A 22,712-nucleotide genomic window follows, 5' to 3' on the forward strand; every position below is an offset into this window, starting at 1 on the left:
TATTATGACCACCAAAAGCCTATTTACACTAATTTGGGATATTGCAAATTATCTTAGACATGATTATAAACAAGCTGATTATGGCAAAGTAATTTTACCCATGACAGTTTTGCGACGGTTGGATTGTGTACTAGAACCGACTAAGGCTCAAATACTTGAATTATCCAAAGCGAATAAAGGAAAAAATGATTCAGTCCTTGATTTAATTATTACTAATAAAATTAAAATAAAATTTTTCAACAAAAGTAAATATGATTTTCAAAAATTATTAAAAGACCCAGATCATATTGCGGCAAATCTAAATAATTTCATTAATGGTTTTTCTTCAAATGCTCGTGAAATTTTAGAATATTTCAGTTTTCAAGAACATATTGCTCGATTAGATGAAGCAAATTTACTTTTCTTAATTGTTAAAGAATTTGCAAAAGTTGATCTTAATCCCGAACAAGTTTCAAGTATTCAAATGGGCTATATTTTTGAAGATTTAATTAGAAGATTTTCAGAACTCTCTAACGAAACCGCCGGAGAACATTTTACTCCTCGTGAAGTTATTCGTTTAATGGTTAATATTCTTTTTAATTATGATGATGAAGCTTTAACAAAAGCTGGTATTGTTAGAACTTTGTATGATCCCGCATGTGGAACCGGGGGAATGTTATCTATTGCTGAAGATCATTTAAGGGATATGAATGAAGAAGCTCGTCTTGAAGTTTTTGGTCAAGAAATCAATCCTGAATCTTATGCTATTTGTAAATCTGATATGCTTATAAAAGGTCAAAATGTTACCAATATAAAATTTGGTAATTCCTTTACAGTAGATGGTTTACCTGATGCAAAATTCGATTACTTACTTTCAAATCCACCTTTTGGGGTTGAATGGAAAAAGGTTGAAAAGCAAATTAGAGACGAGCATGAAAAACGCGGATATTCTGGTAGATTTGGTGCCGGACTTCCAAGAATTAGCGATGGTTCATTCCTCTTTCTTCAACACATGATTTCTAAAATGAAAGAAGAAAATGGTGGTTCTCGTATTGCAATAGTTTTTAATGGGTCACCTTTATTTGCCGGTGGAGCCGGAAGTGGTGAAAGTGAAATTCGTAAATGGATTATTGAACATGATTGGCTTGAAGCTATTATTGCATTACCAAATGATATGTTCTATAATACCGGTATTGCAACTTATATTTGGGTTGTAACTAATAGAAAACGTAAAGAACGCAAAGGCAAAATTCAACTTATCAATTCTAACGGTGAAAAATTTTATTGCAAAATGACACCAAGTTTAGGCAATAAAAGAAACTATATTGATGATAACCAAATAGATCAAATATCTAAATTGTATGGTGAATTTACTGAAAATGAATTCTGCAAAATTTATGATAATAATGAATTTGGTTTTTGGCGTATTACAGTCGAAAGACCATTAAGACTTAATTTCCAAATTTCTGAAGAAAGAATAAATAATTTAAAAGAAGAATTAGGATTTATTAATCTTGCAAAATCAAAAAAGAAAGGTGAAGCTGGTTTAAAGGAAATTGAAGAAGGCGAATTATTACAAAATTCAATTTTAGAATTGTTAAATAAAAATGTTTCTGAAAATTTATGTAAAAATAGAGATGAGTTTACTTCCTTCATCACAAACTTATTTGAAAAAGCAGAACTGAAATTAAACTCAACAATTCAAAAATTATTATTAAGTGCTTTATCAGAAAAAGATGAAACAGCAGAAATTTGCAAAGATAAAAATGGTAATTCTGAACCTGATACAGATTTAAGAGATTTTGAAAATGTACCCTTAAAAGATAATATTGAAGAATATTTTAAAAGAGAAGTTTTACCGCATGTACCGGATGCTTGGATTGATGAAACAAAAACCAAAATTGGTTACGAAATCAATTTTACAAAATATTTTTATGTTTATAAACCTTTGAGAAATCTTGAAGATATTAAGCAAGATTTACTAAAACTTGAAACTGAATCTGAAAATCTATTAAAAGACATTTTAAACTAATGCCGTTACCTATTAACATAAATGAACTTATTAATGGTAAATCTGTTGAGTGGGAACGCATAGAATTTAAAAAAGGTTGGAATCCCCAAAGAACTCTGCATTCTATTTGTGCTTTTGCAAACGATTTTAATAATTGGGGCGGCGGTTATATAATTGTTGGTATTGAAGCAAACAACGGTCAGCCAATTTTACCTCCGCAAGGTTTAGAAATTTCACAAATTGATTCCATTCAAAAAGAATTAAATAATATTTGCAGAAGAATTATTCCAAATTACTTTCCGGTGGTAGAACCCGTAGATTTTCAAGGTAAGAAAATTTTAATTCTCTGGTGTCCCGGTGGTAGTAATCGTCCCTACAAAGCACCGGAAATTCTTAATGAAAATTCTCAATATCATTACTTTATCCGTAGATTTTCCTCAACTGTGCGCCCAACTATTGATGAAGAACGTGAACTTATTGGAATGTCTAATCAAATTCCTTTTGATGACCAAGTTAATAATTTTGCCAAAGTTACTCATTTTGATTTAACTCAAATTAAACTATTTCTTAATGAAGTTAAAAGCGATCTTGAATTCGAAATTCCAAATCTTACCATTCAAGAAATTGCAAGAAAAATGAATATTGCCGAAGGTGCCGAAGAACATCTTTTACCTAAAAATGTAGGCATTTTATTTTTTGCTAAAAATCCTCAGCAATTTTTTCCTCAAGCAAAAATTGAAATTGTAACTTTTGTTGATGATGTTGGTGATAACTATTCAGAAAAAATATTTTCCGGTAGTTTACACAATCAGCTTAGAAACGCACTCAATTATATAAAAGTTAATATTATTGAAGAAAAAGTTGAGAAAGTTAAAGGTATAGCCGAATCCAATAGATTTTTTAACTACCCATTTGAAGCAGTGGAAGAATCTCTTGCAAATGCTGTTTTTCATCGCGGATATAATGAAAATTCACCGATTGAAGTTAGAATTTACCCGGCAAAAATACATATTATTAGTTTTCCCGGTCCATTACCTCCGCTAAATAGAGAAAAACTTAGTTCCGGAGTTTTCGATATTCGTAAATACAGAAATAGAAGAATTGGCGAATTTCTTAAAGATCTTCACCTTACCGAAGGCAGAGCAACCGGAATTCCTAAAATTAAAAAATCTCTTGAAAAAAATGGTTCTCCGGTACCAATTTTTGAAACTGATGATAACAGAACTTACTTTAAAACTACTCTTAAAATTCATCCTAAATTTGAATATAAAGACTTAAAGAGTGTACAAGTCAGTGTACAAGTTAGTGAGCAAGCTAATTTGTTGTTAATAAATAACTTAGATGAGATTTTAAACAACTTAGACACTTTTGGTGAGCAAGTCAGTGAGCAAGTTAGGGCACAAGTTAGTATAAAAACTAAACCTAATAAAAAAGAGAATTTAATAAAAATTTTAAAGTATACTCTTTTAGAAAAAAGCAGATCAGATATATTAAAGGAATTAAGCTTAAGTGATAATTATCGTAATTATCATAATTATATATTCCCATTACTAGAAATTAACGTGATTGCTCAAACAATGCCGCAAAAGCCACAAAGTCCAAAACAAAAGTATATTGTAACTGATAAAGGTAAAAGATTGTTAGAGATTCTTGAATGAAAAAATACCCAAAATACAAACCAACAAATATTGAATGGATTGGTGAAATTCCAAAAGATTGGTTGTTAATTAGATTCAGATTTTTAATCAATTATCAAAAAGGGAAAAATCCAAAAGAATTGTTTTTGATTAATAATGGTAATAATCAAATCTATTTAACTATGGATTTTTTAAGGAACAGAGAAAATAGAACATATTATGCTGAAAGTAAGAACGATCTGATAATTGTAAATGATGATGAATACTTACTTTTGTGGGATGGAGCAAATGCTGGTGAATTTATTAAAGCTAAAAATGGCATTCTTTCATCTACAATGGCTGTTTTAAAATCAAAAAAAATAAAATCACACTTTAATTGGTACTTATATAAAACATATGAAATAATATTAAAGGACTTCACAATTGGTATGGGCATACCCCATGTCAATTCTGAATTTTTAAAAAATTTGTTATTTCCCATTCCTTCAGAAAACGAACAAATCCAAATAGCAAAATATTTAGACAAAAAACAACACAAATAGATAACCTAATTTCTATTAAGCAAAAACAAATAGAACTTTTAAAAGATGAACGCCAAGCAATAATAAACCAAGCTGTTACAAAAGGCTTAGATCCCAAAGTAAAATTAAAAGATACCGGAATTAAGTGGTTAGGTAAAATCCCACAACATTGGGAAGTAAAGAAATTGAAATACTTAGTTGTGAAAGTTAATAGCGGTGTAACTCCAAGAGGTGGTTCTTCAGTTTACCAAAATACTGGTATCCCATTTTTACGTAGTCAAAATATTCACTTTGATGGTTTAAAATTAGAAGACTTAGTTTACATTTCAGAAGAAATAGATTCAACAATGTCAAATAGTAGAACTAAATTTGATGATATATTACTTAATATAACTGGTGCTTCAATAGGTCGCTGTTATTTTATTCCAAAATTTCTTTTACGTGTAAATGTGAATCAGCATGTTTGCTTAATCAGACCAAAACAATTTCAAATAAAAACAAAGTTTCTATACTATCTTCTTAGATCAAACATAGGTCAAACTCAAATAGACTTAAACCAAAATGGAGCAAATAGAGAGGGACTGAATTATGAGCAAATTAAAAATTTTACAATTCCTTTTCCATTAATTGGTGAACAACAAAAAATAATTAATTTTTTAGATGAAAAGACAAATTCAATACTTGATTCTGAAAAATTACAAGAAAAACAAATTTATCTTCTTCAAGAATATCGTACAGCTTTAATTTCAAATGTTGTAACCGGTAAATTAGATGTGAGGGAGCAAAATTAACTATGACGCTATGCGTTGCTTGGTTAAGAAAAACAAATGATAAAAGTGAGGAAGAATTAGTTCTTGCAACTGATAGTTGCCTTTCTGGTGGTGAACGTTGGAATACCGGTATTAAACTATTTGATTTTCAAAGAAAAGATTGTCTAATAGCATTTGCTGGCGAAACTTATAGAGCTTATCCTTTAATAATGAATGCAATTCATTTAATAAAAACAAATCCTAATTTAGCTAATCCATATACATCATTAGAAACTATTAAAGATGAATTATGTAATTTATTTACAGAATTAACCAATGGCATTTACAATCATGGTACACAGCAAATTGAGTCTCTCAAATCTGAAGCAAAATTTATTTTCGGTGGTTGGGATTACTTAACTCAATCATTTCTTTTATGGAATATATATTATGTTCATAAAGTTCAAAAATTCTTTAACGAACCAGTATACTTTGATGATGCCAATCCCGCATTTTTTATGGGTGATTCAGAAGAAGAAGCGTTATCATTACTTCATAAAAAATTAGAAGCATTTCAAAAAACTGAAAATATAAATCTCGATATGGAACCTTTTCAAACTTTAAGGGACATTATTATTAATGAAATAAATGATTCTGTTGCTGGTTCCATCCAACTAGCAAAAGTATACCGTTCTGGCACTAATGAATTTTTCGGTGTTTATTGGCCTTCAAGTGAAGGGAGACCTAATTTACATGGTCAAGACTATGAGCATCATTCAAGACCAAATGTAAGATATATTGATCCCGATACAGCTTCAATTATTCTTGAAGATCTTCCTTCAAATTTTGAATATTTTGAAAATGATGAAAAGATAAAATCATATTCGGAAAAATATAAACCGTTTATTGAAAAATGTTATCCGGCAAATAAACTCAGTGATGAGCTTAATTCGATTGAAAGAGAAAAATTAACTTATTTACTTAAAAACATTACATATAAAAAATTCTTACATGATATAAAATTATCTGAAAAAGATTCAAATGATGAAGATGATTTTCCATCAGATTCAAATCCAACATAGTATTGGAGATATTAAATGAGTACTTATGTTACAAAAGAAATTGCTTTAGAAGATGCAATTGAAAATTATTTAATTACCAATGGTGGTTATTCAAAAGGCAGCAATGAAGATTTTGACAAAGAAATTTGTATAGATACTAAAACTTTATTCTCTTTTATAAAAGAAACGCAACCACAAGAATGGGAAAAATCTAATACAATTCACGGCAAAGAAATTGAGCCAAAATTACTTTCCCGGTTAAGTAAAGAAATTGAAATAAGAGGCATGCTTGATGTTTTGCGTAATGGTATTACTGATTTAGGAGTTCGTTATAAACTTGTTTACTTTAAACCTTCCAGCAAACTCAATGCAGAAAGTATTCGCTTATATAATTCAAATAAATTAACGATTACAAGACAATTTAAATACAGTTTATCAAATAATAATAGTATTGATTTATTGCTTTGTGTTAACGGCTTACCGGTTGCAACGGCCGAATTAAAAAATCAATATACTCATCAAACAGTTAATGAAGCTAAAGTACAATACATAACTTCAAGAGATAATAGAGAACTACTTTTTCAGTTTAATAAAAGAGCATTAGTTCATTTTGCTGTAGATACTGATGAAGTTTACATGACAACCAAAATTGATGGAGATAACACAAGGTATTTACCATTTAATAAAGGTGCTAATAATGGGGCTGGCAATCCGCCAAATCCCAATGGTTATAAATCATCATATTTATGGGAATATGTTTGGACAAAAGATAGCTGGTTAGATATTATTAAACGTTTTTTAAATCTGCAGAAAGAAGAAGTTACGATAGATGAAAAGAAGTTTTAAAAAAGAAAAACTAATTTTCCCTCGTTTTCATCAGTTAGATTGTGTTCGTACATTAACAGACGATGCATTAAAAAATGGTTGTGGCAAAAACTATTTAATTCAACATTCTGCTGGTAGCGGTAAAAGTAATTCTATTGCATGGTTATCTTACCATCTTTCAAATTTACATGATGCAAATAATGAAAGAGTTTTTAATTCTGTTATAGTAGTAACAGATAGAAAAGTTCTTGATCAACAGCTTCAAGATACAATTTACCAATACGAACATGTTGCGGGTGTTGTTCAAAGAATTGATAAAGATTCATCTCAGCTTGCAAGTGCTTTAGAAAGTGGTTCTAATATTATTATTACAACAATTCAGAAGTTTCCATTTGTACTAGATAAAATTAATGTTTTACCAAGCAGAAAATATGCTCTTATAGTTGATGAAGCACATAGTTCACAAAGCGGTGAAGCATCTAAAAAAATGAAAGAAGTTTTATCAGCGCCATCTTTAGAAAGTGCGGTTAAAGAAGATTCATTAATTTATGGTGACGATTTGACTTCTGAAGATGAAATTCGTAACTCTATGTTGACTCGTGGACCTCAAAATAACTTGAGTTTTTTTGCGTTTACTGCAACACCAAAAGCAAAAACATTAGAAGTATTTGGCCAAAAAGATCCTGTCACTGGCAAACCATTTCCTTTTCACCTTTATTCTATGCGTCAAGCAATTGAAGAAGGTTTTATATTAGATGTACTTAAAAATTATACTACATACAAAACTTTTTATCGTTTATCAAAAGAAATTGAAGCCGATCCAGTAATTAACAAGAAAAAGGCAAAAAGAGCTATTGCTCGTTTTCTATCTTTGCATCCACATAATTTAGCCCAAAAAGCTGAAGTAATAATTGAACATTTCCGCCAAAGAACAATTTGGAAAATTGGCGGGCAAGCAAAAGCAATGGTTGTTACTCCATCCCGTTTACATGTTGTTAAATATAAACAAGAATTTGATAAGTATATAAAACTAAAAAAATATGATGATGTAAAAGCAATAGTTGCATTCTCCGGCACAGTGAAAGATGAATATGACATTTTATACACAGAAGCCGATATGAATAATTTTGGTGAAAAAGAATTACCTGAAAAATTCAATACAACAGATTACAACATTCTGCTTGTCGCAGATAAGTATCAAACTGGTTTCGACCAACCGTTATTGCATACAATGTATATTGATAAAAAACTTCATGGAGTAAAAGCAGTTCAAACATTATCGAGATTGAATCGTACATATCCTGGAAAGGATGATACTTTTATACTAGACTTTGCAAATTCAACAGAAGAAATTTTGGAATCATTTCAACCTTTTTATGAAACTACAACAGTTACTGAAATTTCTGATCCAAATCAATTATATGATATGAAACATAAAATTGATGAATACCAAATCATTCTTAATTCTGAAGTAAATGCTTTTAGTGAAATATTTTTTAAGAATAAAACAAAACATAATGTTCATGATCAATCAAGGTTAAATTCTTTTATTGATCCGGCTATTGATAGATTTAAGAACCTTAAAGACGATGAACAAAGGGAAGAATGCAAACATCTTTTAATGTCTTTTATACGACTCTATTCTTTTTTAGCTCAAATAATGCCATTCTCTGATATTGATTTAGAAAAATTCTACGCTTATGTTAGACTTCTAATTACTAAACTTCCTCAAAGGGACTTATCTGGTAGATTTAAATTACATGATGAGGTCGCTTTAGATTATTATCGTCTTCAAAAAATATCTGAAGGTAATATCATTCTTGAAAAAGATAAAATAGGTGAAGTTAAAGGTCCCGTTGATGTTGGAACTAAAGATACTAAAGAAGAATTAGCCCCCCTTTCTGAGATTATTCAAATTCTGAACGACAGATTTGGCACAGACTTTAAGCAAGCGGATAAATTATTTTTTGATTCAATAGAAGAAGAATTAGTCACTATTGATTTACTAAAATTACAAGCTCAAAACAATAGTATTGATAATTTTAAGTTTGGGTTCAATGATCAATTTGATCAAAAACTTATTGATAGAATGGATCAAAACCAAGATATATTTAATAGGATTGTTGACGACAAAAGATTCGCAGAAGTTGTAAAAAAATATATGTTAGAAAAAGTTTATAAAAGATTAACATCTTAAATTATTTTAGGAGCAAAAATGCCAAGTGAATTAAAAAATGATATTTTGAATTCCTTCCATTCTCAATTTGCTCAAAATCAAAATCATCATCAAGATTTATTTATAAAATTTGTATCAGCTGTATTAATTGTAACCGCTGGTTATATTATTGTATTTGCGAATACTTCAAGTTATGCCGAATTTGACGAAGTTTTATATTTTAAAGATAGCCATATAATAAAAAGTTATTCACTGTTACATCTTGGTGGTGCATATTATTTAGCTCAAATAATTTTTGTACTAATGGCTTTTATAGTACTTAACATGGGTTATAATTATAGACAGGATCAAAAAGTTAATTATAATATTCGTATCAAAGCTTTAGGAAAACCTTTAAATGATATTATTTTCGATGTAAAAGGATTTAAACCAGCCGAGCTGAATTTCTTAGATTTTTTACCTGGTTTTCACAAAATATTTTATTTGATTCTACTGACTTTTGAGTTTTTATTTTTTATTTCAATTCTGATTAGGTTTAATAAATTTCTTCATTATAATTCTCGTCTTTTTGTTATAATATTTCTTGCACCAATATTAGTTTCGTTAATAAGTTATCTATTTTATTTCAATAAATATAATACGCGTATAAAAAATGTCTGATATTAAACTCTTTCAAATCAAAATTAATTCGGTAAAAGAATTAGAAGGTAAATCTGTTCAAGTCGAAAAATCCCTTCAATCGTTAATTGAGAAAAACTTAGAAACATTTCTTGGTGTTAAATTTTTAGCATCAGAATATTCCACTGGACAAAAACATGCTGGTCGTATAGATACACTTGGAATAGATGAAAATAATTGTCCTGTAATTATTGAATATAAACGTGCAACAAATGAGAACGTAATTAATCAAGGATTATTCTATTTAGATTGGCTTCTAGATCATAAAGCAGAATTCCAATTACTTGTACAAAAATCACTTGGTTCAAAAATCTCAGAAGCAATAGAATGGTCTTCAGCACGTACAATCTGTATCGCTGGCGATTACACAAAATATGATAGTTACGCTGTTGATCAGATTAACCGCAACATTGAACTGTACCGCTATAAAAAATTTAATGATATACTTCTTTTAGAATTAATAAATTCTATCTCTGTAAATTCAAAACCGGAGAAACAAATAAAAGATAAATATGAACCCAAACGATACAGTACCGTTTCAGAACTGTTGGAAAAATCATCAAAAGAAATAAAAGATTTATTTCATATAGTCAAAGATTATTTGATGGCACTTGGAGACGAAATTCAATTCAAAGAATTAATGTATTACTTTGCATTCAAAAGAATAAAAACATTTGCATCAATAGAAATTCATCCTAAATCAAATAACATTATTATCTATGTTTATATAGATGCAGCAGCAATAAAATTAGAAAAAGGATTTACAAGAGACGTATCAAAAATCGGTCATTTAGGAGTAGGCAACATAGAAATTAGAATTAACAACATTGATGATTTCGAAAAAGCCAAACCACTAATAATTAAAAGCTATGAGAGAAGTTAAATTCAATAGGAGTCATTATGCTGTTTGATATTGATAGCGGTCAAGAAGTAAATTACATACCTCATCAAAATAATTTCAATTTATGGCGTAGTAGATTATCTGAAAAAGAATTTGATTCAATAACTGATAAGTTAAACTCACTCATTGATAAAGATGAAATCCACACCTCAAGTTGGATTCCCGGTAATAACTGGTCCAATACTGTTTTTGAACCAATTTACGCAAAAGCTTGCAATATGGATGAAAATTTATCTGGCTTATGTTTTGGTTTATTCGTGTGGTATGTTTTTCAAGAACGTGATGATGAATGGTATTTTGGTCGTTTTGAAAAAGACGGTTTTCCAATTAAAGGTATGACATATTTTAGGAAAAAATCCTAAAAATCTTTTTTATTCTGGTAAATTATTACAAAAATACCTGTATTTAACGCTTATCTTAGAAAATTTTCATATTATATTTATTATTTATCAAGGTCATAACCATAATTATCCCTTGACAAAATAAGGCTATAACCTTATTTTAGGTTAGCATTTTTAAGGATATAACCTTATGAAAAATTTGAACAAATCCCTTGCTTTAGAGCAATTAGATAAAAAAATGAAAAAATTATCTTCATTAAGTGATATTTCCCTTCCTTCAAATGGCTGGGTTAATCTCATTAGAACAACTTTAAATATGTCTCTTAAACAACTTGGCAAAAAACTAAGAATCACTTCCCAAAGTATTAGAGAAATTGAAGCTCGTGAAGCAGATAAAAAAATTACTTTGGAAAAATTAAACGAAGTTGCAGAAGCACTAAACCTTAAACTTGTTTATGGTTTCATTCCTAAAGATGGTTCTCTAGAAAGAATGATTGATAAAAGAGCTTTGGAAATTGCCAAACAAATTGTTCTTAAAACTTCACATACTATGGCTCTTGAAAATCAGCAAAATGAGCCTTCACGCATTAAAAAAGCAATTAAAGATCGTGCTCAGCAAATTAAAAACGAAATGCCAAAATACTTATGGGATTAGAACTAAATTATATCAGCGGTCAAACTCCGCTTGATGAAGATGAAAAAGAAGGGCTTCTTATTAAAACAATTTCTACTCGTGGTGAACTTGATGAATTTGAACAACTTAATATTGAAGAAGCAAAAGTCTGGTTGCTAAAAACTAAACTTAGTATCGCTAGAATTGTTTCGGAAGAATTTATAAAAGAACTACATACTAAAATGTTTGGTACTGTTTGGAAATGGGCTGGCACATATAGGAATTCAAATAAAAATATCGGTGTAGATAAATTTGAAATTCCTATTCAAGTAAGACATTTAATAGACAATACAAAATATTGGCTTGAGAATAAAACCATCTCAGAAGATGAAATCGCAATTCGTTTCAGTCATAGACTTGTTCAAATACACCTTTTCCCAAATGGTAATGGTCGTCACTCAAGATTAATCGCAGATGTTCTAATCAATAAAGGATTTGGGAAGGAAGAATTTACTTGGGGAAGCACAAACCTTACTGCTGCTGGTGATACAAGAACTCAATATTTAAAAGCTTTAAGAAATGCTGATGAAGGAGACTTCACCGCCTTAATTACCTTTGCCAGATCATAAACTTTTTTGAACATTTCATAACATCACACAAGTAAAAAATCACAAAAGAATTACATTATTCATTCTAAGATTTACATTTGTGGAATCACTTCACCCTGATATTGTCAGCCAGTTTTACATAATGAACATTATTTAACTAACTTTGGTCAGTCCCAACTTTTCAAACTCAATTACAATCATAGCCAAATAATGTGGCATTATGTAAACTCGGCACTTGCCCGCTTGCAATTTATTTTCACCTTTCACTTTTGCCTTTTCACAACATACAATTTCAGCGGTCAACAAAATCGCTAATCCATCGCTTCATTTCAGCGGGTTAAAAAGCATCTGCCCGCTTCCATTTCGCTTATATGTATTTATGGGCTTCGGGTCGTGCTTAATTATTAAAAATTAGTTTTTGGCACTCCACTCATTCCGCAAAAGTATTTTTATTTTTTTGTGTCTCAAATCTTGGTTCTCAAATCTTTCGTCTATTGTTCAAAATACATTTGCTCCATTTCGTCTGCCTCGCCCTTTTTAGTTAATTTTGATTTTTAAATTTGACACTATTATATATTAGTCTTATATTTGTTAGTATAATAATATAAGGTAAAGTAAAATGATAAATTATTCACCACATCAATTTTCTGACTTATTCAATACACCTTTTGGTAAAGATTTATGGGGTTTCCTAAATGAGCATGATAATATTATTAGAATGATAACCGCTTCTGATTTACAGCGTCCAGCTGTTGAACCATTATCAGAGGTGCTTTTAAGTAGATTTGGTAAAAAAATAAAAGATGATAGAACCAAACAAATGATAGGTCATATGGTTCGTCAAATAATGGAAGCCTATCATTATTATTATGTGTCAAATAATATAAAAATTAGATTTGGTTCTGTTTTTAATAGAGCATCAAAATATTCTCGTAATAAATAATAAGCAGTAAGGTTCAATTTTTGTCGCATAACTGGACACTTTGGACACAATTTTTCCATCAATTCAATTACTAATTAAAATTGCTAAAATTTCCGTCCTTTCCGTCCAATAAATATGATCCAATTGATCAAAATTCTTAACATAATTATGTATAATAAATATTATCTCTGTAAAATTCATTGAAAGTCAAATAAAGGAAATACAAACTATAATATAGATTGTTGTAAAATTTATATTCAGTACTTAAATTATTAATAAATAGTTTAGACTTTATAAATGAACAATACATTAGATATAAACTCAATTGTTGCCACAAATTATTTTCAACATTTGCGCTCATTAAAATTAATTGATGAAACGGAATTACGAAATCTTAAAATCAGAAATGAATACAAAGAATTAAGAGAAAAATTTTCATCGTCTAATTCTTTTGAAATATTAATGTCTAAATATTCACTTTCTGATTCTACACTTAATACAATATTATTCCGTAAAAGAAATTCAAAGTTAAAAATTCCATTAGTATATTCTTAGCCTATAACAAGCCCATAATAAGCCTCACTTTCAAAACATTACAGTGTGTTATAATATTTTAATTTATAGTATTGCACCATATTTTTAACAAATCAAAAAGAGGTAAAAAAATGGCTATTGTAAATGGAAATGTATTAGGTAACTTGCGCGGTAAACTTGGTAATCTTTCTGCAAGAACTGTAGAAGGGAAAACCATTTTAGCAGCACGACCTTCAAGTTTCAATGTCAACTATGATCCATCGGTAGTTGAAGTTCGTCAAAAATTTGTTGTAACTGCAAATCTTGCTAAAAACATATTTGCAAATCCTACTCTAAGTGAAATCTGGAAGAACTTAAAAGAAAATGGTATTTCAGTATTTAATACTATTTTCAAAAAGAACTTTCAATATTCGGCTGTTGATAAACCTACTCTTAATAATATCATTACACCAGATGGTTTTAATCCTCCGGTTACATCTGCGTTGGTTAATGCTTCTCGTTTAACTGTAGAGTTAAACGCTCTTGATTCTGCAGCCCTTATTTCTACTGCGGAAAAATCCATTACATTGGTATCGTTGGTAGTTTATCATAATCCAATATCTCCAGATGATGAAGCATACAAAATTATTAAACTAAGTAAAGATGAATTAAATTTTGATTATTCTTCAGCTTATTCTGTTACAGTTGATTTAGATGTAATTCAGCAAGCAGTTGCAGCTAAATATCAAAATAAAATAATTTATGTGGCACTTGCTTCTAAGGATGTAACTGGAAAGATTATTCAATATTCAGCAACATATTCCCATAACGGTTAATTTGTTAAACTAAGCTCCTTCATTTTGAGGGAGCTCTTTAAATAATTCAACTCATTTCTACCCTTCGCCCTTATTCATTCGGTTCACTCACTCATAAAGGCTCTCAAATATCTTACATCGTCATCATTCAATGTAGCTATGTTGCTATCGCTCCATAACTACATACAAGCATATTTATTTTACATCCTTGTTTTTAGGCATTATCTTTAATAGTTGTAGTAGTTCCATTTACTTTAACAGAAGCGATTCCATTCTCCATTGCAGTTACTGATGAATACATTTCGCTTCTTCCTAAAATTTCATTGTTGACTGCTTTAAGAACAAAATATGGTTCATTTCTGGATGATTTTCTCCTTTCATATCTAGCATCATTCGTACAATTATTCTGTACGGCTTTTATACCATTTTGCGCAGAAGCTTTAGTAGTATAACGTTCACTTGTTAAAATAGTTTCGTTGTTTCCAGCTTTAAGATTAAACATAAATTGACCATCGGTACTTTTTTTAAGTTCATAATAACCAGCCATAATTACCTCGATTTAATTGTTAGCTTATTTAACTAAAAACTTAGAATTAAAAATATCTTAATATGTTAACTAAATAAATAAATTATAGATAATAAAAGTTTTATCTAAATTAACTTACCTTTATAATAATAGCAAGATTAAATTTAATCCTTATATTTAGCTTTATTTATTATTTTACAGCTACCCAAAACACCACTTTAGTATGTTACTCCTAAAGTCGTAACTTTAAAGCATATTATGCCCGCTAAAATAAAAGCTTAGTCTTTACCTTTCATATTCATAAATCGGGCAAGGGTATATAAACGAAGTAGGGTAAAACTCTACTTCGCCCTTGCCATACATAATAAATTTAATCTTTACATTGTCACAATAACCTAAAATAAATTCGCCGGAAAGTTTGTAGCGGGCAAAATATGTTTTTTGCGGAGTGATCTATATTTTTGAATTCAGCGATATTATAATATTATTGATAAAAAGGTAAGTAATCACTAATTTAACTTTAGAATGACATTAAATTTAACTAACCATATTAACCAACCAATTAAGTCAAGGATGTATTGGCAAAAAGTCGGTACACAGTCGGTACATTTTCGGTACAATGATAGTGGGATTTTAAAGAAGTGCAGAAATAAAAAAAGCCTCAAAACAATCTGTTTTGAAGCTTTTTTATGCGGGGCCGACGAGACTCGAACTCGCGACCTCCTGCGTGACAGGCAGGCGTTCTAACCAACTGAACTACAACCCCAATAACAAAAAACTAACAAGTCTTGAATATAATTTTTGTTGCGCTTTAACTTCCATCAGTTGACAGATGAACTATGACTTCAATAAAAATAGTTGCTAAAAATAATATTTTTTACTCAAAAAGCAAAGTATTTTGATATCTTCTTAAAAATATCGAATTGACTCACAATTAAAGTAACCGAAGTTAATTAGGAAAACAATACGTTGCCTCATAATATAAGTAACCGAAAAAAGCGGAAATATTATGAGCAAAAAGTCGAAACAAGAGTATATTGCAGCTATACGAGCAAGATATTTAAGTTCAAATAAGGCAGAAAAACAGAAACTTCTTTATGAAATATGCACTACTTGTGGATATAATAGAAAATATATAATAAGGGTATTGAATAAAAAAAGAAATAAAAGGAACCCCAAAGAAAAAAGCCGGCAGAAAGAAAAAATTTGCTCACAATGAGATAATAGCAGCATTAAAGAATATTTGGAAATCAACTAATCTTATTTGCTCAAAAAGATTAAAATATGCAATACCACTATGGCTTCCATTTTATGAGGGAGAACTAACAGAAGAAAATAGAAAACTTCTTCTCAGAATTTCACCAGCAACAATAGACCGACTCTTAAAACCGATTAGGAATAAATTTAAGAAAAAAGGATTATCAACAACCAAACCGGGTTCTTTAATCAAAAAACAAATTCCAATAAAAACAAACCAGTGGGATGAGAGTTCCCCGGGATTTATTGAAGCAGATACCGTAGCTCATTGTGGAGACTCGATTACTGGTAGTTTTGTCTATACAGTTAACACTGTTGATATTGCCTCCGGATGGACTGAAGCACGTGCTATATGGGGCAAAGGACAACAAGGAACTTTTAAGGCTATTGAATCTATTGAGAATTCTCTCCCTTTCAAAGTTCTTGGTTTTGATTCTGATAACGGTGGTGAATTTCTTAACTGGCATCTATTGGCTTACTTCACGAAACGTAAACAACCGGTTGACTATACTCGTTCACGAGCTTATATGAAAAACGATAATGCACATATTGAAGGTAAAAATTGGACTCACATCAGGCAATATTTTGGTTATCATCGCTTCGATAATATTAAAATTGTTGAGCTGATGAATGATATTTTTACTAATGAATGGTCTTTGTTTTTTAACTTCTTTATTCCTTCTTCTAAAATTATTTCCAAAGTTCGCGATGGCTCTCAAGTTATCAAAAAACACGATCAGCCTAAAACCCCTTTTCAAAGAATTTTAGACTCTACGGTTGTCTCTAAGAAAACTAAAATCCTCTTGACAAATAAACACACAAAATTAAATCCCTTTTTGCTACAAAACTCAATCTCTCGTAAAATAAATGAAATCTTGAAGTTGATTTGACGTTATCAACATATTAACAAAGAAAGAAAAAAAGTAGCAAAAAAAGAAAGAAACAATTATTATTACTTTTTATTATCTATTTGGAATTTTTATGAACTCTTTTTTCAACATTTTTTCTTTACCATAGTTACCTTTTATTTTGAGGCAACTGGATATCATTGGCATTAAATATTATTTAATAAAATATCTTTTACACTCTCAAAAAAATAAATTTTAGTAAGCTCCAATCCATCTTATTACACTATGATCCATCTCTTCTACACCAAAACTTGCACCAACTTGTAATGCTGCATGTACACTTTGATTTTCTGATGTTACTAATTTTTGTCTTTTAATTGCATCTTCAATTTTTACGCTTGTAATATCAGAACCTTTTAGAGCTACCATCATACCAAACATTTTATTCATAGCTAAATTAATTGCATAAGTTCCAAATCTTGTTGAAAGAATTCTATCAAATGGTGTTGGACTTCCACCTCTTTGCAAATGACCTAAAACTGTATATCGAGTTTCAATTTTTGTGTTTTCCGAAATTCTTTTTGAAACATGTTCAGCAATTCCACCAAGTTGAATTGGATCTGTACGTTTAATATCTTTAGCTTTTATTACCATTTCTTCATTTTGAGCTTTTGCACCTTCAGCTACGCAAACTATGCTAAATCTTTTTCCTTGCATACTTCTTTGTTCAACTTTATCGTAAATCACTTCCCAGCTAAATGGAAATTCCGGAAGTAGAATTATATCTGCGCCACCTGCCAATCCGCCGTTTAATGCAATCCATCCGGCATAACGACCCATAACTTCAATTACCATAACTCTATGATGTGTTGATGCAGTTGTGTGCAGTCTGTCCAAAGCTTCCGAAACAACAAAAACAGCAGAATCGTGCCCAAATGTTTGATCTGTTGCTTCTAAATCATTATCAATTGTTTTGGGCACTCCGACAATGTTCATTCCCATTTCGGATAATTTATGTGAGATGTGCATAGTTCCATCTCCACCAATAGCAATAACAGCATCTAAATTCCATGCATCATAATTTTTCATTGCTTTTTTAGAACGGTCCACTATTTGAATTTCATCGCCAATATCTTCCGGCCAATGAAATGGGTCTCCTTTATTTGAGCTTCCTAAAATACTTCCGCCTTGAGCTAAAATACCGGAAACATCTTTGTTGTAAAGCTCAATTGCTTTTCCTTCAACTAAACCTTCAAAACCATCTTGAATGCCAAGAACTGTTAAGCCATTGTCATGAGCTGGTTTTGCTACTCCTCTTATTACTGCATTTAATCCCGGGCAATCACCACCTCCGGTTAAAATTCCAATGCGCTTAATTTGATTTGACTTTGCCATTATTTACCTAATTAAATGTATTTAAATATATATTTTTAAAAGTAATTTCTAAAATATAAACTAATTCTCGAAAATTTTTTGTGCAGTTTTAAAATGCATCTTAACTAATTTTTCTAAAGTTTCTTTACCATACTTAATAAAAATATTTTTTGCTGAAATTTCCACTTCTTTTGAGGCGCCTTTTAATACATTATACCCATCATAATTTTTTTTATTAAACCACTTATTTAATTCATTTCTTGCCAAAATTGAAGCAGCAGCAACTCCCACATATTTCTCAGCTTTTGGAATTTGTATAAAATTTACATTTGCAAAATTATTTTTCAAAGAAATATTTAGAGGTGTTTTACTAAACTGATCAACAATAATTGTTTGCGGTTTAAAAATTGGATAAAGATTTTCTATAACTTTTGAGTGTCCCCAATTTAATAATTTATTTAAATTTTTAAATTCGTTATAAAGCTGATTATATTTTTCCGGGTTAATAATTACAATTGAATAATTTTTAGGGAATTTAGTTTTTATAATTTTTGCAAGTTCATCAATTTTTGAATCATATAATTCCTTGCTGTCTTTAACTCCTAAATTTAAAAGAAATTTTTGAATTTCTTCATTTGCAAAAAATCCGGCAATAATTAACGGACCAAAAAAATCTCCTTTCCCGGTTTCATCTGTTCCAATGTATTCATCATAATTAGCAGCCAAATCATTTCTAAAATCTAAAATGTAATTGCCATTTATTATACCATTTAATTCATCAAACTCTTTAGAAGAATTATTTCCTTGAAGAATAGTTTTTAATCCTTTCTTTCCAAAATAAACTAGAATTTTTATTTTTTGTTTATTCTTTAAAACTTCAACTTCATAATTGTATTGTTTAAGCTCAATTTTACTTGTTTGGTAATTTTCATTCTGAACAATATCAGAAAGTTCAGTAATTTTTTTTAATGCCGAAGTTTGAATTTGATTTTCATTCATAGATAATAATTGAAGAAATTGAATGTGAATTGTAAGTGAACGACAATTTAATTTATATGTTATAAATATAATTATTTATTAGTATTTTAATATATTAAATAGGCACTAAAGAATCTAAAATGCTTTCAAATCAATATTTAAAAATATTATTTTCCACTTTTTTATTTGTATTGATTTTCAATTCGCAAAATATAGTTTTTAGTCAAAGTAATTTTATTTTAAACAAAAATGAAATTTATAAAGATTTAATGTTTGATAGATTATCTATCGAAAATGGACTTTCGCAAATAACCGTTCACGCAATTTTGCAAGACAGCAAAGGATTTTTATGGTTTGGAACTGAAGACGGATTAAATAGATACGATGGTTATGATTTTTTAGTTTATAGAAATGATCCTTCGGATACAAATTCAATTTCCGATAATTTTATTTGGACAATCTTTGAAGATTCCGATTCGAATTTGTGGATTGGAACCAATGGCGGCGGGCTTAATCGATATATTTATGAGACAAATAGTTTCACACATTTTCTAAATGACCCACGGAATAAAAATTCGATAAGCGAAAATAATATCAGAACAATTATCCAAAATAAATTAGGCAATTTAATTTTAGGTGCAAACAGCAAAGGATTATCTGAATTCAATTACAAAAAAAATATATTTAACAAAATTTCACTTGAAAGAAAATCTACAAAGGGAAATGATGCAAATGCAGTAAGAGTTTTGCATTTAGATAAAAATAATATTTTATGGATTGGAACAGAAGGCGGCGGACTTTTTGAGTTTGATCAAAGTAAAAATGTTATTACAAATTATTTAAGCAGCGGAAATGAAAACAGCCTAAGCAGCAACACAGTTTGGGCTTTAACATCATTTGAAAATAATTTGTGGATTGGAACTTACAACGGCGGATTAAATAAATTAAACAAAATCACAAAAAAAATTACGCAATATAAAACAGCAAATTCTAACTCTTTTTTGATAAATAATAATATTACGGATTTAGATTTTGATAATTCTAATATGTTATGGATTTCTACTGAAGGCGGATTAAGTTTATTTGAAGAAAAATCAAATCACTTTATAAATTATTCTAATTTATCTGATTTAAAAAGTTTAAGTAAAAATTTGATAAGAACAATTTTTATTGATAAGAATAATCTTGTTTGGATTGGTACAGTTGGCGGAGGAATAAATAAAGTAAACATAAATAGAAAATTTAAGCATTTTAATCATAATCCTTCCGATGAAAATAGTTTAAGTCACAGTATGATTCGAGAAATTTCTGAAGATTCATTCGGAAATATTTGGATTGGGACTCTTGGAAAAGGTTTAAACAGATTTAGCAAATTAGAAAATAAGTTTCAACATTTTGGAACTTCGATAAATAATAAGTTTAGTTTAAGTGAAAATAATATTACTTCAATTTATGAAGATTCGCCTGGTAATTTGTGGGTCGGAACTTGGTCCGGCGGTTTGAATAAAATTACATTTAAACCAAATTCAAGAAATTCAATAATCGAAAATGTGAAAGTTTTTAAAAATAATCCGAATGATAAAAACTCAATCAGCAATGATATTATCCAATCAATTTTTCAAGATTCAAAAAAGCAATTGTGGATCGGCACAGAAAATGGTTTGGATGTTTATAATGATAAGTTTAAAAAAGTTTTTCACTTTTCAAGCGATGATTCAACTCAGACAAATATCAGCGATAACAGAATTCAATCAAAATGTATTATTGAAGATAGATTTGGAAATTTGTGGATAGGCACTTGGAAAGGTTTAAATCAAATTATTTTCCCTAACAAAAATAATTCGAATGATTTTTCTAATATCCAAATAAATAAATATTTAAATATTCCGGGAAATGCAAAGAGCATTAGTGATAACAGAGTAATTTCGTTATACGAAGACAAATCTAAAAGTTCGGGAAATAAATTAATTATTTGGGCGGGAACAATTGGCGGCGGATTAAATAAAATTATCATAAATGGAAATAATGAAAATCAAAATTATACTATAAAACATTTTACAGAAAAAGACGGTTTACCCAACAATGTTATTTATGGAATTATTGGTGATGAAGATGGAAATTTATGGCTGAGTACAAATAACGGAATTTCCAAATTTAATATTGCGCATGAAAAATTTAAAAATTATGATACGCGCGATGGTTTGCAGAGTAATCAATTTTTTTGGGGAGCTTATCATAAAGCAAAAGACGGAACTTTTTATTTTGGCGGAATAAACGGATTAAATTCTTTTGTTCCGAGTCAGCTAATTGAAAACAATAACGAACCGCCGGTTTATATTACAAATTGCAATATTGTTCCAATTGATTTTCCAAATCAGCAGAAAATCATTAATATCAATTCATTCAGCAAAACAAAAATTATAACTTTGCCTTATAATCAATATAAAATTGATTTTGAATTTGCTGCCTTGGATTATGTAACTCCGGAAAAAAATCAATATAAATATTTCCTAGAAAATTTTGATGAAAGAGCAGCACTTACTCAAAATAACAAAATATCTTATACAAATGTTTCTGATGGAAAATATATTTTTCACGTAAAAGGATCAAATAATGACGGCGTATGGAGTAAGAATGATGTAATGCTAACAATTATAATTAGAACACCATATTGGAAAACTTGGTGGTTTGTTTTATTAATTGCAGCAACAATTTCAATTTTGGTTATTTATTATATTACTTCACAAGTTAGAAATCTGCTTTCGGTAGAAAGATTAAGAACAAAATTAGCTGCTGATTTGCATGATAATATTGGATCAAGCTTAACGGAAATTTCAATTCTAAGTGAAGTAATTAATACAAAACTAAAAAGTAAGGATGAAGAAGTTGTAAAAAATCTGAACAAAATTAGTTTAAAATCTCGTTACTTAATTGATAAAATGAGCGATATTGTTTGGCTTGTAAATCCGCAAAGAGATTCTTTATATGATTTAATTTTACGATTGCAAGATACCTATTCGGAACTTCTTGCAGATACATCAATTTCATTCAGATCGGAAAATTTAAAATCGTTGGAAAAAGTAACTCTTTCTATGGAACACAGACAGCATTTATTTTTAGTTTTTAAAGAAGCAATAAATAATTCAATTACGCACAGCAGTTGTTCGGAAATTTTACTTAATGCAAAAGTTGAACGCAAAAAATTAGAAATGATTTTAACGGATAACGGTAAAGGTTTTATTGTTAATAATAATGATGAAAATTTAGGAAACGGTTTAACAAATATGCAGAAAAGAGCAAAAAAAATCGGCGGAAAATTATTTATAAATTCTGAAGTTGGTAAAGGTACCGTAGTTAAGTATATTGGTCATATTTAGTT

At 29.3% G+C, this 22,712-nt stretch carries 17 protein-coding genes, 1 tRNA gene and 2 pseudogenes; 16 read left to right on the plus strand and 4 right to left on the minus strand.

All coding sequences use genetic code 11. The features are described 5' to 3' along the window. The first annotated feature begins 4 nt into the window (after window positions 1-4). From IPH62_09645 to IPH62_09710, 14 genes and pseudogenes are all read left to right on the plus strand, one after another. Window positions 5-2,011, plus strand: a complete 2,007-nt coding sequence (locus tag IPH62_09645) for an SAM-dependent DNA methyltransferase (protein MBK7105535.1) — start codon at window positions 5-7, stop codon at window positions 2,009-2,011. Beyond that, entirely contained in the window at window positions 2,011-3,648 is a 1,638-nt protein-coding gene (locus IPH62_09650) for a putative DNA binding domain-containing protein (GenBank protein ID MBK7105536.1), read from the plus strand. The genes IPH62_09645 and IPH62_09650 overlap by 1 nt, the downstream gene beginning before the upstream one ends. Further along, complete coding sequence (locus tag IPH62_09655; GenBank protein MBK7105537.1) at window positions 3,645-4,169, plus strand: restriction endonuclease subunit S; 525 nt, start codon at window positions 3,645-3,647, stop codon at window positions 4,167-4,169. Before IPH62_09650 ends, IPH62_09655 begins: the two co-directional genes overlap by 4 nt. Window positions 4,170-4,333: 164 nt before the next feature. Further along, window positions 4,334-4,939 carry a restriction endonuclease subunit S gene (locus tag IPH62_09660; GenBank protein ID MBK7105538.1) on the plus strand — a complete coding sequence of 202 codons (606 nt, stop codon included), beginning with the start codon at window positions 4,334-4,336 and terminating at the stop codon, window positions 4,937-4,939. 2 nt (window positions 4,940-4,941) lie between these two features. Then, the gene (locus IPH62_09665) at window positions 4,942-5,979 is read left to right on the plus strand and encodes a hypothetical protein (protein MBK7105539.1); all 1,038 of its coding nucleotides are present in this window, start codon (window positions 4,942-4,944) and stop codon (window positions 5,977-5,979) included. A gap of 15 nt (window positions 5,980-5,994) precedes the next feature. Then, a pseudogene (locus tag IPH62_09670) lies at window positions 5,995-8,980 on the plus strand (type I restriction endonuclease subunit R). A gap of 18 nt (window positions 8,981-8,998) precedes the next feature. After that, window positions 8,999-9,619 carry a hypothetical protein gene (locus IPH62_09675; protein ID MBK7105540.1) on the plus strand — a complete coding sequence of 207 codons (621 nt, stop codon included), beginning with the start codon at window positions 8,999-9,001 and terminating at the stop codon, window positions 9,617-9,619. Further along, window positions 9,612-10,520, plus strand: coding sequence for a DUF91 domain-containing protein (locus IPH62_09680; protein MBK7105541.1), 909 nt, complete (start codon window positions 9,612-9,614; stop codon window positions 10,518-10,520). The genes IPH62_09675 and IPH62_09680 overlap by 8 nt, the downstream gene beginning before the upstream one ends. A 5-nt stretch (window positions 10,521-10,525) precedes the next feature. Further along, complete coding sequence (locus tag IPH62_09685; GenBank protein ID MBK7105542.1) at window positions 10,526-10,900, plus strand: hypothetical protein; 375 nt, start codon at window positions 10,526-10,528, stop codon at window positions 10,898-10,900. A 169-nt stretch (window positions 10,901-11,069) separates the two neighbouring features. Beyond that, window positions 11,070-11,534 carry a mobile mystery protein A gene (locus IPH62_09690; protein ID MBK7105543.1) on the plus strand — a complete coding sequence of 155 codons (465 nt, stop codon included), beginning with the start codon at window positions 11,070-11,072 and terminating at the stop codon, window positions 11,532-11,534. After that, window positions 11,525-12,121: a mobile mystery protein B gene (locus IPH62_09695; GenBank protein ID MBK7105544.1), complete on the plus strand. Its 597-nt coding sequence runs from the start codon at window positions 11,525-11,527 to the stop codon at window positions 12,119-12,121. The genes IPH62_09690 and IPH62_09695 overlap by 10 nt, the downstream gene beginning before the upstream one ends. 598 nt (window positions 12,122-12,719) lie before the next feature. Next, a complete protein-coding gene (locus tag IPH62_09700) occupies window positions 12,720-13,043 on the plus strand; it encodes a hypothetical protein (protein MBK7105545.1) in 324 nt (107 codons plus the stop codon). 276 nt (window positions 13,044-13,319) lie between these two features. After that, the gene (locus IPH62_09705; GenBank protein ID MBK7105546.1) at window positions 13,320-13,577 is read left to right on the plus strand and encodes a hypothetical protein; all 258 of its coding nucleotides are present in this window, start codon (window positions 13,320-13,322) and stop codon (window positions 13,575-13,577) included. Between the two features lie 110 nt (window positions 13,578-13,687). Beyond that, a complete protein-coding gene (locus tag IPH62_09710) occupies window positions 13,688-14,371 on the plus strand; it encodes a hypothetical protein (protein MBK7105547.1) in 684 nt (227 codons plus the stop codon). Window positions 14,372-14,564: 193 nt separating this feature from the next. On the opposite strand, the gene IPH62_09715 is transcribed toward IPH62_09710, so the two are convergent. Beyond that, window positions 14,565-14,897, minus strand: a complete 333-nt coding sequence (locus IPH62_09715) for a YegP family protein (protein MBK7105548.1) — start codon at window positions 14,895-14,897, stop codon at window positions 14,565-14,567. 671 nt (window positions 14,898-15,568) lie between these two features. Next, window positions 15,569-15,642 (minus strand) — tRNA-Asp (locus IPH62_09720). A gap of 240 nt (window positions 15,643-15,882) precedes the next feature. Here IPH62_09720 and IPH62_09725 point away from each other — a divergent pair. Next, a pseudogene (locus tag IPH62_09725) lies at window positions 15,883-17,023 on the plus strand (integrase). 213 nt (window positions 17,024-17,236) lie between these two features. Here IPH62_09725 and IPH62_09730 read toward each other — a convergent pair. Both IPH62_09730 and rnhC read right to left on the minus strand, forming a co-directional pair. Beyond that, on the minus strand, window positions 17,237-18,376 hold the full coding sequence (locus IPH62_09730; protein ID MBK7105549.1) for an ATP-dependent 6-phosphofructokinase: 1,140 nt from the start codon (window positions 18,374-18,376) through the stop codon (window positions 17,237-17,239). A gap of 60 nt (window positions 18,377-18,436) precedes the next feature. Beyond that, a complete protein-coding gene (rnhC, locus tag IPH62_09735) occupies window positions 18,437-19,354 on the minus strand; it encodes a ribonuclease HIII (protein MBK7105550.1) in 918 nt (305 codons plus the stop codon). 119 nt (window positions 19,355-19,473) lie between these two features. On the opposite strand from rnhC, the gene IPH62_09740 reads away from it, so the two are divergent. Further along, a complete protein-coding gene (locus IPH62_09740) occupies window positions 19,474-22,710 on the plus strand; it encodes a hypothetical protein (GenBank protein ID MBK7105551.1) in 3,237 nt (1,078 codons plus the stop codon). Window positions 22,711-22,712: the final 2 nt, after the last annotated feature.

It is taken from the genome of Ignavibacteriota bacterium, from assembly GCA_016708125.1.
Taxonomy (GTDB): Bacteria; Bacteroidota; Ignavibacteria; order Ignavibacteriales; family Melioribacteraceae.

Bases quoted from the DNA above. Each gene is read 5' to 3' on its own strand.
- IPH62_09645 (MBK7105535.1), top strand. From the start codon at position 5: ATGACCACCAAAAGCCTATTTACACTAATTTGGGATATTGCAAATTAT.
- IPH62_09650 (MBK7105536.1), top strand. From the start codon at position 2,011: ATGCCGTTACCTATTAACATAAATGAACTTATTAATGGTAAATCTGTT.
- IPH62_09655 (MBK7105537.1), top strand. From the start codon at position 3,645: ATGAAAAAATACCCAAAATACAAACCAACAAATATTGAATGGATTGGT.
- IPH62_09665 (MBK7105539.1), top strand. From the start codon at position 4,942: ATGACGCTATGCGTTGCTTGGTTAAGAAAAACAAATGATAAAAGTGAG.
- IPH62_09675 (MBK7105540.1), top strand. From the start codon at position 8,999: ATGCCAAGTGAATTAAAAAATGATATTTTGAATTCCTTCCATTCTCAA.
- IPH62_09680 (MBK7105541.1), top strand. From the start codon at position 9,612: ATGTCTGATATTAAACTCTTTCAAATCAAAATTAATTCGGTAAAAGAA.
- IPH62_09690 (MBK7105543.1), top strand. From the start codon at position 11,070: ATGAAAAATTTGAACAAATCCCTTGCTTTAGAGCAATTAGATAAAAAA.
- IPH62_09695 (MBK7105544.1), top strand. From the start codon at position 11,525: ATGGGATTAGAACTAAATTATATCAGCGGTCAAACTCCGCTTGATGAA.
- IPH62_09700 (MBK7105545.1), top strand. From the start codon at position 12,720: ATGATAAATTATTCACCACATCAATTTTCTGACTTATTCAATACACCT.
- IPH62_09705 (MBK7105546.1), top strand. From the start codon at position 13,320: ATGAACAATACATTAGATATAAACTCAATTGTTGCCACAAATTATTTT.
- IPH62_09710 (MBK7105547.1), top strand. From the start codon at position 13,688: ATGGCTATTGTAAATGGAAATGTATTAGGTAACTTGCGCGGTAAACTT.
- IPH62_09715 (MBK7105548.1), bottom strand. From the start codon at position 14,897: ATGGCTGGTTATTATGAACTTAAAAAAAGTACCGATGGTCAATTTATG.
- IPH62_09730 (MBK7105549.1), bottom strand. From the start codon at position 18,376: ATGGCAAAGTCAAATCAAATTAAGCGCATTGGAATTTTAACCGGAGGT.
- rnhC (MBK7105550.1), bottom strand. From the start codon at position 19,354: ATGAATGAAAATCAAATTCAAACTTCGGCATTAAAAAAAATTACTGAA.
- IPH62_09740 (MBK7105551.1), top strand. From the start codon at position 19,474: ATGCTTTCAAATCAATATTTAAAAATATTATTTTCCACTTTTTTATTT.